14 protein-coding genes are annotated in these 14,947 nt (G+C 40.4%); 9 read left to right on the top strand and 5 right to left on the bottom strand.

The features are described 5' to 3' along the window. Positions 1–83: 83 nt before the first annotated feature. On the bottom strand, positions 84–1,154 hold the full coding sequence (locus B2V92_RS09920; RefSeq protein ID WP_293307406.1) for an aminotransferase class V-fold PLP-dependent enzyme: 1,071 nt from the start codon (positions 1,152–1,154) through the stop codon (positions 84–86). A 113-nt stretch (positions 1,155–1,267) separates the two neighbouring features. On the opposite strand from B2V92_RS09920, the gene B2V92_RS09915 reads away from it, so the two are divergent. Both B2V92_RS09915 and B2V92_RS09910 read left to right on the top strand, forming a co-directional pair. Then, the gene (locus B2V92_RS09915; protein WP_293307404.1) at positions 1,268–1,744 is read left to right on the top strand and encodes a DinB family protein; all 477 of its coding nucleotides are present in this window, start codon (positions 1,268–1,270) and stop codon (positions 1,742–1,744) included. Between the two features lie 272 nt (positions 1,745–2,016). Beyond that, complete coding sequence (locus B2V92_RS09910; protein WP_293307402.1) at positions 2,017–2,400, top strand: VOC family protein; 384 nt, start codon at positions 2,017–2,019, stop codon at positions 2,398–2,400. 139 nt (positions 2,401–2,539) lie between these two features. On the opposite strand, the gene B2V92_RS09905 is transcribed toward B2V92_RS09910, so the two are convergent. Next, positions 2,540–3,736 carry an acetate/propionate family kinase gene (locus B2V92_RS09905; RefSeq protein WP_293307400.1) on the bottom strand — a complete coding sequence of 399 codons (1,197 nt, stop codon included), beginning with the start codon at positions 3,734–3,736 and terminating at the stop codon, positions 2,540–2,542. 1 nt (position 3,737) lies between these two features. Then, positions 3,738–5,825, bottom strand: coding sequence for a phosphate acetyltransferase (pta, locus tag B2V92_RS09900; protein WP_293307398.1), 2,088 nt, complete (start codon positions 5,823–5,825; stop codon positions 3,738–3,740). Between the two features lie 176 nt (positions 5,826–6,001). Between pta and B2V92_RS09895 the strand changes: the two genes are divergently transcribed. After that, the gene (locus tag B2V92_RS09895) at positions 6,002–6,322 is read left to right on the top strand and encodes an ArsR/SmtB family transcription factor (protein ID WP_293307396.1); all 321 of its coding nucleotides are present in this window, start codon (positions 6,002–6,004) and stop codon (positions 6,320–6,322) included. Continuing rightward, positions 6,319–6,816 (top strand): SRPBCC family protein, encoded by a 498-nt coding sequence (locus B2V92_RS09890; RefSeq protein ID WP_293307394.1) that lies wholly within the window; start codon positions 6,319–6,321, stop codon positions 6,814–6,816. The genes B2V92_RS09895 and B2V92_RS09890 overlap by 4 nt, the downstream gene beginning before the upstream one ends. A 174-nt stretch (positions 6,817–6,990) precedes the next feature. Here B2V92_RS09890 and B2V92_RS09885 read toward each other — a convergent pair whose 3' ends face one another. Continuing rightward, entirely contained in the window at positions 6,991–7,209 is a 219-nt protein-coding gene (locus B2V92_RS09885) for a DUF6965 family protein (protein ID WP_293307392.1), read from the bottom strand. 418 nt (positions 7,210–7,627) lie between these two features. Between B2V92_RS09885 and B2V92_RS09880 the strand changes: the two genes are divergently transcribed. Further along, the gene (locus tag B2V92_RS09880) at positions 7,628–8,290 is read left to right on the top strand and encodes a competence protein (RefSeq protein ID WP_293307390.1); all 663 of its coding nucleotides are present in this window, start codon (positions 7,628–7,630) and stop codon (positions 8,288–8,290) included. Positions 8,291–8,507: 217 nt separating this feature from the next. Continuing rightward, entirely contained in the window at positions 8,508–8,891 is a 384-nt protein-coding gene (locus B2V92_RS09875) for a LytR/AlgR family response regulator transcription factor (RefSeq protein ID WP_293307388.1), read from the top strand. A gap of 50 nt (positions 8,892–8,941) precedes the next feature. On the opposite strand, the gene B2V92_RS09870 is transcribed toward B2V92_RS09875, so the two are convergent. Continuing rightward, positions 8,942–9,523: a DUF4142 domain-containing protein gene (locus tag B2V92_RS09870; protein ID WP_293307386.1), complete on the bottom strand. Its 582-nt coding sequence runs from the start codon at positions 9,521–9,523 to the stop codon at positions 8,942–8,944. A gap of 361 nt (positions 9,524–9,884) precedes the next feature. On the opposite strand from B2V92_RS09870, the gene B2V92_RS09865 reads away from it, so the two are divergent. From B2V92_RS09865 to B2V92_RS09855, 3 genes are read left to right on the top strand one after another with little or no spacing between them, the layout of a single operon-like run. Then, a complete protein-coding gene (locus B2V92_RS09865; protein ID WP_293307384.1) occupies positions 9,885–12,269 on the top strand; it encodes a TonB-dependent receptor in 2,385 nt (794 codons plus the stop codon). 20 nt (positions 12,270–12,289) lie between these two features. Further along, positions 12,290–13,531, top strand: a complete 1,242-nt coding sequence (locus B2V92_RS09860) for a DUF4374 domain-containing protein (protein WP_293307382.1) — start codon at positions 12,290–12,292, stop codon at positions 13,529–13,531. A gap of 33 nt (positions 13,532–13,564) precedes the next feature. After that, positions 13,565–14,866, top strand: coding sequence for a PepSY-associated TM helix domain-containing protein (locus B2V92_RS09855; protein ID WP_293307380.1), 1,302 nt, complete (start codon positions 13,565–13,567; stop codon positions 14,864–14,866). Positions 14,867–14,947 lie beyond the last annotated feature (81 nt).

The raw sequence follows: 14,947 nt of genomic DNA, 5'->3' as shown, positions 1-14,947 counted from the left end.
AAGCGCTTTGGGTACTTTGGCGCTCCAAAGTACCATGCCTCCGCGGCATAGGAGCGGAAGAGAAACCTTAATTAATTGTGACTTTACGATTGATCCAAAACCTCAAGCAATTTCTCTAAATCCTCTTCCGTATTATAAAAATGGAACGAAATCCTTGTGCCCGCGCCTCTTGGTGAACAGAGTATTTTGGCTGCGGCGAGTTTATTTACCATATCCTGTTCCAGTGGCATACTCATAATGCTGGATTGATATTTTCGGTCTAAAGTCCATTCTGGGATTAATCCCCTTGAGTGGAGCTCCAATCTTGCCCGGTTGCTCAATTCCTGTATGGTTTTCTCGATCCAATCAAAACCAACTGTGCCAAGATAATTTAAACTTTCATTGAGGGTACCAAAGTTTAAGCTGTCTAAATGGCCGGGTTCGAAACACATTGATAAATGATCTTTACCCTTTAAAAAAGGTGCTGTAGGTAGTTCGGCCAGTTTGTTTTTACTATAAATGGCATCTTTCATCCGGTCGGAAAGAAAAGCATAACCATTTCCATATCCGCCCAAAAGCCATTTGTAACCGCTGCCCAACAAAGCATCCAAACCAGATTTTTCAAAGTTAAAATCAACAGTTCCCAAAAACTGGGTGCCATCGCCGATCAATAACAGATTAGGATAGGTCGTTTTCAGTTTTTTAATAAAATCATCATCCATCCGCAGGCCACTGATGTATTGAACCATACTAAAGGCAAAAATGGTGGGTTTAAAAGTGTCAATAGCTTTGATAATGTTATCTTCAAGATTTTCGTCAATACCAATGATATGGTGATCAAACCCCGAACTGATTACCGGATAACTCACCGATGGATATTCTTCTTCAAGCAGTAAAAAACGATGATTTTGATCCAGGCCGTTTAATAAAGTATTAAAACCGACAGAAAAGTTCTGAACCAAAAAGGTATTCTCTGTTTTTGAATCGAAAAGTCTGGAAATATTATTCCTGAGTTCACCGATTATCGGCAGGTTTTCCATCCTGAAAATACTCCCACCTCCAATAAATGCTTCATCATGCTGGGTTCTCCAGGCCGCTATGTTGGTTGATAAAATCCCCGAATTAGCGGTATTAAGATAGGTATAGGTTTTGAGGATAGGGAAAGATAGGTTCATGTCCAAAATTAAAAGAATTATGGATTAAAATGATAAGCATTAACCTGAAATTAAATTTTATACAAACCTATGAGAATCAAGTTTGTTAGGTTTATACAATTCTTTAAATTATTATGGAAAATCAAACATCGATACTCATTACCGAACTTAAAAAACTGTTGAATGGAGGTGGTGCACATGTAGGGTTGAAAGATGCTGTCGCAAATCTTCCTTTTGAACTCTTGGGCGAAAAACCATATGGTTTGCCCTACAGCATCTGGCAATTGGTAGAACATATCAAGATTGCCCAGTGGGATATGCTCGAATTTAGTAAGGATGGTGCGCATCAATCGCCAAAATGGCCTGATGAATATTGGCCGAAAGAGCTTGCTCCAAAAGATAAAGAAGCCTGGAACAATACACTTAAACAGATTGATGCAGATCTGAATGAGTTTATCGCCTTATTGGATTCTGCTGATTTATATACGCAGATTCCGCATGGTGATGGACAAAATATTTTACGCGAAGCTTTGCAGATCGCCGATCATAACGCTTACCATACCGCAGAAATTGTGGTGATCAGGCGTTTGCTCGGAGCTTGGAAAAGGTGAACAAATCTGTCCAATCATTAGTTCGTAATGTTTAATGCAACTTTTTAGATCGCGATGGTCGTTACCCTGTCCCGAATCTTCGGGATCAGGGTCTATTAAACAGGAAAGATGCTGACCACGAAGTAGCTATTAGACCTTTAAAAACAATAAAAACAGCTAATAAAATAAATTCAGCATGACGATCGCGTTAGGAAAAAGGGCCTAAAACTAATTAAGATATGTAATTATTATCGAACACCGGTTAAATATTAAATTGACTTAAAAAGAAAGTTATGTTACAAAATTCAAAAGCATTCAGTTCGTTTTCTGTAGATGATATACAGAAAGCAAAAGATTTTTACCAGGGCGTTTTGGGGCTCGAAGTAAAAGATAACCCGATGGGGGTAATCGAAGTGATGGTTTCGGGATCATCAAATGTATTGCTTTACCCAAAACCAAATCATGTTCCGGCAACTTTTACGGTACTTAATTTTCCGGTCGAAAATATAGATCAGGCTGCTGATGAACTGATTGCGAAAGGAGTGAAGTTCGAAATTTATAACCAGGAATCGATTAAAACAGACGAAAAAGGTATTTCCAGAGGAAACGGTGGACCAAATATTGCCTGGTTTAGAGATCCGGCAGGGAATATTTTATCTATTTTGGAAACAGCCTAAGCTTACTTCCGAAGTTTGCGCCAGGGCCTTCGCCTGGCTAACTTCGGAAGTCTATTCAATAAATTTCGGAAGCATTATACACTGGTTGGTGGGCCACCAACCAGTTAAAACTCAATGGTCGGTGACCCACCGACCATAATTAATTTATCAACCCATAACACTGGTGCGCAATTTCGTATTCCTCGTTGGTTGGGATCACTAAAATCTTAACCTTTGAGCTTGCTGTGTTAATTTCTTTCAGTTCGCTTTTGTACGCAGTATTTTGGATTTTATCCAGTTCAATGCCAAGATAATCCAGTTCGGTGCATATGGCTTCGCGCATATTGCTGTCGTTTTCGCCAACACCAGCAGTAAATACTATTGCATCAATGCCATTCAGGATAGCGGCATAAGAACCAATAAATTTCTTGATCCGGTAAGCATATAGTTTAAGCGCTAAAACTGCTGCTGCATTTCCTTCGCTTACCAGTTTTCTGATATCGCGCATATCGCTCGATCCACCTACGCCCAACAATCCCGATTGTTTATTGAGTAAAGTGCTCAATTGCTCCAGCGTATAACCCGAATGTTCCATTAAATGAAATATCACCGACGGATCGATGTCTCCCGAACGTGTACCCATCATTAATCCACTTAAAGGTCCAAAACCCATGCTGGTATCGATTGATTTGCCGTTTTTAATCGCAGTAATGCTACAACCGTTGCCCAAATGAATGCTGATAATTTTGGAATCCTCCTTGTTAAGCCATTTAATAGCCTGTTCGCTCACATATTTATGGCTGGTACCATGAAATCCGTAAACCCTGATGCCATGTTCTTTATAGTACCATTCGGGAATGGCATAGCGATAGGCCAGCTCGGGTATGGTTTGATGAAAAGCGGTATCAAATACTGCAATCTGTTTTGCATTGGTAAATGTCTGTTCGGCAACTTCAATGCATTTATAATTAACAGGATTGTGTAGAGGGGCTAGCGAAAACAGCTTTTTAATCTGCTTTTTTACTTCATCGGTAATGAGTGTTGCCCCACTAAAATGTTCGCCGCCATGCACCACGCGATGGCCAACAGCTGCAATATCATCAGGACTTGCGATTACCGCATATTCGCCCTGGGTTAACAGTGCCAAAACCTGTTTCAATCCTTCGCCATGATTAGATATAAAACCCGATTCTTCAATGCTGTGTTTTTCATCATTACTGTAAACAGTGTGTTTGATGAAGGAACCTTCAATGCCAATGCGCTCTACCAAACCGCTGCAAACAGGAGCTTTCTCTGGCATTTTAAAAAGTTGGTATTTTAGGGAGCTGCTCCCTGAATTGATGACTAAAATGTTCATATTAAATATCCTGGCATTGAATCGCTGTAATTACAACGGTGTTAAAAATATCATCTACTGTACAACCACGGCTCAAATCGTTAATCGGCTTGTTTAAACCCTGTAACATCGGGCCAATGGCCAATGCACCCGTTTCGCGTTGTACGGCTTTATAGGTGTTGTTTCCTGTATTTAGATCTGGAAAAATTAATACACTTGCTCTCCCGGCCACTTCTGATCCTGGTAATTTTTGTCTGCCCACCAATGGATCTACTGCAGCATCATATTGTATCGGTCCCTCGATTTTTAAATCAGGATGCCTTGCCTTTACTATCGCAGTGGCTTCCCTTACGCGCTCCACATCTTCACCTTCTCCGGATGTTCCTGAAGAATAAGATAGCATGGCAATGCGTGGCTCTATGCCAAATTTTGCGCTGCTTTCGGCCGAAGAAATCGCAATTTCTGCCAATTGCTGTGCGGTAGGATTGGGGTTTACCGCACAATCGCCGAATATGGCCACTCGCTCAGGCAGGCACATAAAAAAGATGGAAGAAACCACTGATACGCCCAATTTGGTTTTTACAAACTGTAAAGCTGGCCTGATGGTATGTTGGGTGGTATGCACTGCGCCTGAAACCATTCCGTCGGCATCGCCTTTGTAAACCATCATTGTTCCGAAGTAGGAAACGTCGGTCATCATATCTCTTGCCATTTCCATGTTTACGTTTTTGGCTTTGCGCAGTTCGTGCAGGGTTTCTACATAATCGTTATAATGTGTCGATTGCCGTGGATCGTGTATTCTTAATGTGTTTAGGTCTAAATTTAATCCCAATCTTTTAATGCTATTGGTAATTTCGGCGGGATCGCCTAAAAGTGTAATGTCTACAATATCCTGTGCAATCAGTTTTTCAACGGCTTTTAAAATACGTTCGTCATTACCTTCGGGTAGTACAATGTGTTTTTTATCGCGTTTGGCCCATTTAACCAGTTGGTATTGGAACATGTGCGGAGTAATGCCCTGATAGCTGAAGGTGATAATTTTATCGTCAAGCGCTTTGATATCTACATATTTCTCGAAAAGTTCAATCGCCAGGGCAATTTTCTTTTTGTTTTCGATGGTTATTTTCGAATGGATGCCTCCAATAGTTGTAGTAGTTTCGAAAGTGCCTTTTTGTACAGCAATAATCGGGATGATGGTCTGCAAACCTTCAATCAATTTAATAATCGGCTCGTCGGGCAAACTTCCGGCTGTGAGTACAATTCCGGCTATTTTGGGGTAATTGGCTGATAAATTGGCCTGTAATGCCCCGATAATGATATCGCCACGGTCGCCGGGCGTAACAATAAGCAGGTTATCCTTGATGTGCCTCAAAAAATTGGGCAGCATCATGGCTCCGGTTACAAAATTATCGACCTGGTTACCCAATAATTCGGCACCAAAAAGTACTTCAGCATCCAGGGCCAAAGTAATTTCTTGCATGGTTGGGCTTTGCAGTCCGGTTTCGGTTGGGATAACGGCAATCAGCAGTTCCGCAGGTAGTTGATTGGTTAGCGCCTGTTTTATACGTTCTGCTTCTTCGGGGTTTACCATATTGGCCACCACGCCCAGTACCTGTACATCGCGTAAAAGAAAATTGCGGTAAATGTTAATGGCTGTTTTAAAAAGCTGACTCGCCGTTTTATTTTTTCCCGAAACCACGATCAGTACCGGGGCACCTAGGTTCTTCGCCATTAATGCATTCGATTCGAACTCGAAAGCCATGCCTTCGCCCAAAAAATCGCTACCTTCAATTACCGTGAAATCGTAATTATCCTCCAGTTTTTTGTATTTACTGATAATGGTATTGATAATGGCGCTGCTATCGTCTGATTGGTGCAGCATTTCCTGACGTGTAAAAGCAAAAGCATCCTCATATTTCATCGGAAGCGAAAAATAATCCAGCATGGCTTCTACATGTTCATCTTTTTTATCCGGATCGTCCTGTGCTATAATAGGTTTAAAATAGCCCACTTTCTGGGTTTTGGCCAATAACATATTGATCATCCCGAAAGCAATAACCGATTTGCCGGTATAGGGTTCGGCCGAAGCGATATAAATATTTTTAGTCATAATAGGGGCTTTTTTATAGCAATAACCAATTACGCCCAATATAGTTGGAAATATTTATTTTAAAAATTAAAGCAGATTAAGTTTTAAAAACCATGCAAAATATTTTAAAATAAATTTGCGAAACCAAATGGTTGCGTTTATATTCGCAATCAAACGGTTGCAAATTATTCAGTTTTATGAGAAGAGATGTTTTTCAGGCCATTGCCGACCCAACACGCAGAGCGATTTTGAGTTTACTGGCATTACAGGCTATGACGCCCAATGCCCTTGCCGATCATTTCGACAGTAGCAGGCAGGCCATATCAAAACACATTAAAATTCTGACCGAATGCCAGCTTTTAAAGCAGGAGCAGAGCGGAAGGGAAATCCACTATCACTTTAACGCACAAAAAATGCAGGAAGTGGATATTTGGATGGAACAGTTCCGTAAAATTTGGGAAAGCCGTTTTAACCAGTTAGACAACCTATTAAAGAACCAAAAAAATACAGAATTATGAGTGAGCACAAAGCAGTCTTTACGAAAGACACTGTAAACAAAAAAGTAATTGTTAAAAGAGCATTCGATGCACCTTTAGCCAACGTTTGGAAAGCCTGGACAGATAGCGAAATTTTAGATCAATGGTGGGCGCCATATCCTTACCGTGCCGTAACCAAAACAATGGATTTTAGAGAAGGAGGTTTTTGGTTGTACCAGATGCTTGGACCTGAAGGGGATGGCTTGTGGTGTAAAGAAAATTTTAAAACCATCGAGGAGCAATTACGCATTACCAATGCCGTTTCTTTTTGCGATGAAGATGGTAAAGAAAACGTCGATTTTCCAACCATGCACTGGAAAAAGGAATTTACAGCCGCTGGCGAAACCACGGTAGTGGATGTTGAAATTAGTTACGATAGCATTGAAGATATGAACATGTTTATCCAAATGGGCATGCAGGAAGGTTTTACTGCCGGATTGGATAATCTTGATCAATATTTTGAGAAGAATAAGTAAGGAAGTTAATTATTCTATTCAATTTAACGTCATTTCGAGCGGAGTGCAACAAAGCCGAGACATCTATCCAGAAAGACTTTTGAATTAGATCTCTCCACTCCGCCATGCTCCGGTCGAGATGACGACGCTTTTTTACTAAAGTCTATAAACAGTAATGAAAATTTCCTCCAATTCTTATGCGTTAGATTCGATCAAAAGTTTAAGCATTTTTAGCCTGTGCAAAATCGGAATATTCACTTTTGCTTCCGGATTTAACTTTAATGGCATTAAATGACTTTCTAAAAAATGCTCATAATCGGTAATAACAGTGGCTTCGTTTAGGTAAATGGGCACCTGTTGTTTCCCGGCCTGTTTAAAAAAATCTTCTAGCTGCTGTATTTCTTGGATGGTCATGCTGCAAAGTTAGTAATTTAGTTCTTAGTCCGAAGACCGAGGTCCGAAGCCCATAGCTTAAAATAATAGAACCACTCGTTGCATTTCGTCCTCCTGATGCATTACGTCCTTCATATGCATTTCGTCCTCCTGAACTTGATTCAGGATCTAAACCCGTGCTTCTAACTCCGCTTAGGCTGATCAACTTTAAATTGCATATGGGCTTAGCGCTGGGCGCATGGCGCTTAGCGTTAAATTGTTTCAAGATTATAACTAAGGATGGTCTTCAACTCCGAGCAGACTTACAAACTTTGAGATAAAACATCCGTTCTCTACTTTACGCATACGCTTACCGCTCGGCGCAAAACGCTAATCGCCACCCGCTTGATATACTAAAATAATTAGCTTAAATTTGTGTTCCCTAGTGATTGATCTGTGAATGAAAAAAGATATTCGGCCTGCTGAAATAAGCCCTGATGTTTTAGCGCTTAAAAAAGAATATTACCGTAAAGAAACGGTTTGGCACCGTGATTGGAAGCTGGCTTTTCCGCCTTCGTTCAGGGAGGTCGCCTTTTATGATACCGCTAAAACAGATCTTCACCGCGCCGATATTTTTACGCCATCAGGTTATACTATCGAATTTCAGAATTCGCCGATTACCATGGCCGAACTCCATAGCCGCGAAGCTTTTTACCCCAACCTCATCTGGGTATTAAATGGCAAAAAATTTAAAGGCTTTAAAATACTGAAACACCTGCCCGATGTGGATGATCCAAAACTAGCCGGTTACGAATTCTGTCATTCCGACCATCTCTCGATGGTGCGGAAAACCGAAGTTGAACAGGGATTGACCAATCCTAAGATCCTAAACTTTTATCACGCTGAATTAAAAGATATAAAATTCACTTCCAATCTGTATTCTTTCTGCTGGAAACAACCGCATAGTGTATGGTATTTAGCTACCGCAAAAATAATTGTAGACTTAGGAGGACATTTTTTATATGAACTAAAGCAGCGAAAACAGTTAAATGGAGATTATCCATACTTAAAAATGATCAGCAGGAAAAATTTTATCGATTTACATACTCCGCCTGAATTTTAAAGCTATAATCATTAAAAAATGCGGTAGAATATTATCATACAATCGCGTACGCCGGTAATTACACATGGTATCATATTTAATAAATCCCTGGAAAATGTGATTATCTTGATTTAAATCAAAATTAATCGGCCGTAAAATGGTTAAAATCAAGTTTTTATTGGTGGTGAATTGTGTATTAGGCATATTTTTGGCATTACCATATGAAAAAGATTAAATAATGCTGCCATTTAATACCGCTCAACTCAAATGTGTAATTATTGATGACGATCAACTTAGTATCGATATTTTAAATAATTTTATTGCCCGTACAGGAGAATTAACTACAATTGCCACTTATACCGATCCGATAGATGGAATTTTGGCCATTAGGGAAATAGATGACGTTGACTTTCTTTTTCTTGATATAGGTATGGAAGTTTCTGGCCTGGATGTGGCCAAAGTTATACGGGAGCATGTACGTTATCTGATTTTTGTTACCGGGCACGAAAAGTATGCTTTGGATGCCTTTGGAGTTTATTGCGATAAATTTATTGTTAAACCCATCACTTACGAAAAGATAAATTCGGCAGTTACCGATATTATTAAAAAGGAAAACCGTTAAAAAGAACGCATTAAACGGTTCTAATGAGAAGGTTTAATGCGTTCTTCATGTTACTTCATGCTGTCGTTAATCTTATTGATCATCACCAGGTGGGTTTGAACAATCGGAGCTGTTTTGGTGGCAAACGATTTTAAATCAGCATCTTTACCATCTCTCGATTCATCTTCCATCAGTTTCAGGGTAGATTTATGTCCGCTTACCATGGCATCAACATAAGCCTTGTCAAAATCGGCGCCTGTTTTTTTTCCCAGGTCTTCCATTTTTTTCTTGTGCTCGTCATCAACCGTGCTCGGTAGGGTAATATTTTTCTGTTTGGCAATCGCCATTAATTCGGTGTTGGCCATACCGTGGTCTTTAACCATCATGGTTGCAAATTCTTTAACCTGCGCATTGCTGCTTTTTTCGAGTGCCATTTTACCCAGTTCTACTTCTGCCATACCGCCAACTGCCGCCTGGGTGGTAAATTTTGCGTCTGCATCATCTACAGCTATTCCACCAGTTGCTGCAACATTGGTTGTGGTATCCTTTGCCATATTCATACTATCGGCATTTTCTTTGGCATCCTTATTACCACCGCTACAGGCCTGAAAAGCCAGGGCAGAAATAGCCACTACATACATTAACTTTTTCATATATATTGATTTTGTTGTAGTTAAGTAACAGGTGTTAAGGCAAAAGGGTTTTATAATGGGGCATAAATTTCGAATGCTCCTGTTTATGTATCCTTTATAGCCGATTAACTAGGCATTAAGCAATACAGGAAATAAGAATTAACATTAATTTAATAATATGGGTGTTTTGTAACGATCACTTGTTCAGTGAAGTGCGGCAAAATTGTTTAGGCACAACGATACAGATTCAGTTTTATTATTAATTCTTATTTGGACTTGATCTAAATAGAGGCTATATTTGCCGAAGATAAGAAAGCCACACGGTTCGGACCCGTGTGGCAAAACCGGAATCCGGCTCACCTTTAATCTCTAATTAAAAGTCATGCAAATTAAGAAAATTTTGCTACTGGGCATATTATGTGCCTGTGTAATTTTTACCTCTGCCCAAAACCGCCTCTCGAACATTTCGGGACAGATCAAAAGTATTTCAGGCGAACCTGTGGTAGGTGCAACCATCAAAATTCACAAAACCAATTATGGCACCATAACCGATCATAACGGAAGTTTTAAACTGCTAGATATTCCATTCGGTAACTACACTTTACAGGTATCTGCGATTGGTTTTAAAAGTCAGAAAAAAGAAATCAATGTAACCGATGGACAGCCTACCGTTTTCAGTTTCAATCTTGAAGAATCATCAGAGCAGATGGAAACACTGAATGTTATTGGGCGTACGGCCAATCAGCAGGTAAACCGCCAGGCATTTAATGTAACTTCTATTGATGCCAAGAAACTTCATAACAGTACGCTCGATATTTCGCACGCATTAGACCGTGTTTCGGGGGTGCGGGTAAGAGAAGCAGGCGGGCTTGGCTCGAGGATGGATTTTTCGCTCAATGGGTTTACCGGCAGGCAGGTAAAGTTTTTTATTGACGGTGTACCCATGGATAACTTTGGTTCATCATTCCAGATCAATAACATTCCGATCAATCTTGCACAACGTGTTGAAGTTTACAAAGGCGTGGTACCGGTTTGGCTGGGATCGGATGCATTGGGAGGAGCAATCAATATCGTAACTGATAATACCATGAAAAGTTATGTGGATGCTTCTTATTCTTATGGCTCATTCAATACCCACAAAACGGCAATTAATGCAGGTTATACTGCTCTATCTGGTTTCAAGGTGCAGATTAATGCTTTTCAGAACTACTCAGATAATGATTATAAGGTAACCACGGATGTTGCGGCTTTTAACGGTACATACTTTAGGAACCAGGTGGTTAGGCGTTTTAACGACACCTATCATAACGAAACATTAATTGCCAGTGCGGGCGTGGTGAACAAAAAGTTTGCCGATCAGTTGATGTTTGGTTTAACGGTTGGACAAAACTACTCTGAAATCCAGACAGGAGCGAGGATGATCAGCGTATTTGGCGACTGGCACAGAAAAGGCAGTATTTTAATGCCGACTGTTAAATATGCCAAGAAAGATTTGTTTACCAAGGGCCTTGACCTCCGCGTAAACGGAAACTTTAATTTTGGTACCGAGCAGAATATCGATACAGTTTACCGTCGTTACAACTGGTTCCAGGATTATAAAGAATACCCTGGCGCTGGTAGTGAACGCGAACGTTCGATGTATAAATTCCGTAACAACAACGGCCTGGCTACGACAAACCTTAGTTATACGGTTGATGAACACCATTCGTTATCATTAAACAATGTATTTAACAGTTTTAACAGAAGAGGTTCTGATGAACTTTATCCCGATGCTGAAAAATACGAGCAGCCACGCATCAATAATAAAAATGTACTGGGCCTTGGTTATAAATATAGTGCATCCGAAAAATGGAACACATCGGTTTTTGTTAAGCAGTTTTACCAGTCTAATAAGTACTCCCAAAGTTATAATCCAAGTGGTAACTGGGGCGATGTTGCTTATTTAACGCAGCGAAACAGCTATAGTAAAACGGGATACGGCATTGCATCTACCTATTTTATCGTTCCAAACCTGCAGGTTAAGGGATCGTACGAAAAAAGTTACCGTTTGCCCGAAACCGATGAGCTTTTTGGCGATCTGTTAAATCTCGAAGGCAACATCGACTTAAAGCCCGAGCATAGCAGCAACTACAATTTAGGGTTTAGCTATCAGGCACAGCTGAACAAAATCCACCGTTTTAGTTTCGATGGAAATGTAATGTACCGTGATGCCAAAGATTTTATCAGGCCATCATTAAACAATAACCAAACCAAACAGGTAATGGGCAATGTGGCTAACGTAACCAATCTGGGCTTCGAATCGGAAGTAAGGTATTCGTTTAAGCAACTGTTTACAGCCGGTGTAAATGTAACCTATCAGAATTTAAGAAATAATACGCGTATTGAACAGGGACAGACCATGCAGAGCCCTTTATTCAGAGACCGTATTCCTAATATGCCTTACCTTTTCGGAAATGCCGACGCCTCTCTTTTCTTTAACAACATTGGCAAAAAGGGGAATACCCTTACCCTTGGTTACAATGTACTTTATGTTCATGCTTATTACTTATCATGGCCGAGCCAGGGTACTTCCGATACTAAATACGATATCCCCAGACAGTGGATGCAGGATGTAAATGCTGTTTATACTTTAGGAGGTGGCCGCTACAATATCGGGCTCGAATGTAAAAATTTATTGGATAACCGCATTTACGATAACTTCTCGCTGCAAAAACCGGGCAGGGCTTTCTATGCCAAGGTAAGGTACTTTTTTAGCAATAACCGATAATCATCCTAAAATATAATAACATGAAAACTAGATTTATACTTCCATTTTTAAGCTTATCATTAATCACTATATTTTCTGGTTGCGATAAAGAACTTGATTCATCCGAAGTGGTGGATGTGGATATTGAACTTACAGGGGCAACCAAATTTGTAATTTCTGCAACACCTATCGGTACATCTGGCATAGCCGACTACCTGCTTACGGCCAATTCCTTAGAATCGGGTATGATTACCACCCAGGGAAACGGAATTGAGCAGGATGGATCGTACCGTTATTACCTGACGCATAAAAACCGTTTTTTTAGCCTGTTGTACGGACAGGGAAATCCGGGGGCTGTAACTTCGTACCGTTTAGATGGTGCAGGTAAACTGAGCAAGTTAACAAACTTTCAGAGCGAAACGGTACACCTGTTTGCGCCGGTAAAAGATGATGTATTTACCATCAAAGTTCCGCGCTCGGGTAATGAGTTTGCTACCATGTTCAGGATTGATGCCCGTAAATACCAGATTGTGGGTGAGCAGCAGGTAAATATTGTAAAACTTGCGGGCAATGGCGAAAGGGCACACTTTACCTGGGCAACGCAGGTAGGAGAGAAACTTTTTGCTCCTTACATGAGCATTAAGGGCGCTGCCCCTGACGTTTTTGGAACGTCGTATCCCGATAGTTCGTGGGTAGCCGTTTACAGTTATCCGGATCTTAAGCTGGAAAAAATTATCCGTGATAACCGTACAAGTTATATCGGCGCTTATTTTGTAAACGGATTGGTAGAAGTTGATAACGGAGATGCTTATGCTTTCTCTTTCGCAGCTGCCACCAATGCAGGTATTCCAACCTCTAAAAATCCATCGGCTGTTATCCGCATCAATAAAGGCACTACAGAGTTTGATAAAAGTTATTTCTTTAATGTGCAGGAAATTTCGGGTGGTTACCACATGGCCGGACAGACTTATCTAGGCAAGGGCATATTTATCCTTCAAATGTATCCGCAACCTAACTCACTAACAGGAAGCGCAAGAAAATTTGCGATTGTAGATGTGATCAGTAAAAGTTTTAAATGGGTTACCGGTCTTCCTGCCGATATTACCCGTACCACAACAATTAATAATTATGCGCCAAAAGACGGGAAAACCGGTTACATCGGCATTACCACAGCAAGTGAGGGAAGTTACGTTTACGTATTCGATGCAGATATCGCAGTGGCAAAAAAAGGTTTAAAGGTTGAAGGTGGAACCATCACCGCAATCAATGCCCTTCAGTATTAAGCTCAAAATTTAAATCATTAACAGAACAGAACAATGGCAAGCGTAAATAAAACTACTCCGGTAAAGAAAAAAAATAAAGATTCACTATTTAACAGGATCAATAAATGGCTTCACCTCTGGCTTGGCCTAATTTCGGGTGTCATTGTTCTTATTGTTTGTATAACAGGGTGTATCTGGGTTTTTAATGAAGAAATTACAGGTTTACTGGAGCCCGAAACCAAAATCGAAAAGCAGGATAAACCTGTAATTACCCCGTCGCAGTTAAGTGCCATTGCTTTTAAACTATATCCTGATAAAATCCCTTCGTATGCACAATATCAACAGGGACGGGCAATCAGCCTTAATTTACGGGGTAAAAAAGAAGAGGGAAGAAGAGGCGGTGGCACCAGCCTCAAAATCAATCCTTATACCGGCGAGGTAATCAGTAAAGTGGTGCACAAAAAAGGCGAAGTCGATTTTTTTCGGTTCATTCTTAATGGTCACCGTTTTTTATGGTTGCCTTACGCCATCGGACGTCCGATTGTAAATTACGGCACCATGGTATTTGTGGTATTGTTGATTACAGGATTGATCTGGTGGTATCCGAAAAAATGGAACAAATCAACCCGTGATAAAAGTTTTAAAATTAAATGGGGCGCCTCGTTCAAAAGGGTTAACCTCGATCTGCACAATGTACTCGGTTTTTATTCGCTGATTTTCCTGCTTTTTATCGCTCTTACAGGAATGGTTTACGGTATTAAGTGGTACAGCGAAGGCCTTTACTGGGTAACTTCTGGAGGTGATAAACTGGGCGATTTTCAGCGTTTGGAGTCTGATTCTTTAGCGGTAGGCAAATTTTATAGCCCACAAAAAGCAATGGATCTGGCCTGGCAAAAAGTAATTACCCGTCACCCGAAATCGCAGGGTTTTTACTATAATTTTCCTGATACTTCAAAAGCAAAAGCAACGATCAATATCACGGTTTATCCCAATACCGGACAGTTTTACAATAACCAGGGCTATACTTTCGATCAGCATACATTAAAGGAATTTAAACGCGAAGGTGTTTATTCAATTGCTTACGAAGAATCAGGCTTTGCGGGCAAACTCCGGAAAATGAATTATGATATCCATGTGGGCAGTATTTTAGGTTTTCCGGGCAAGGTAATGGCTTTTTTAGCTTCTTTAGTCGGTGCTAGTTTGCCTATAACAGGTTTTTTAATCTGGTATGGACGTAAATTCAAGAAAAAGCCGGCAAAAAAGGAGCCTGTTTCAACTGAAGGGAGAAATAATCAGGCGAATTATAAACCGAGAGCTAAGTTTCCGGTAAAAAAGGTAGAGGAGGTTTTGGGGTAGGAAACTTCAACTAGCTCTATCGTCATGCTGAATTTATTTCAGCATCTTTCCTGCAAGATAGACCCTGAAACAAGTTCAGGG

Source organism: Pedobacter sp. UBA5917 (genome assembly GCF_002432345.1).
GTDB lineage: Bacteria > Bacteroidota > Bacteroidia > Sphingobacteriales > Sphingobacteriaceae > Pedobacter.
Note: the sequence above shows the minus strand (reverse complement) of the source record. Positions and strands in the feature narration are given on the sequence as shown.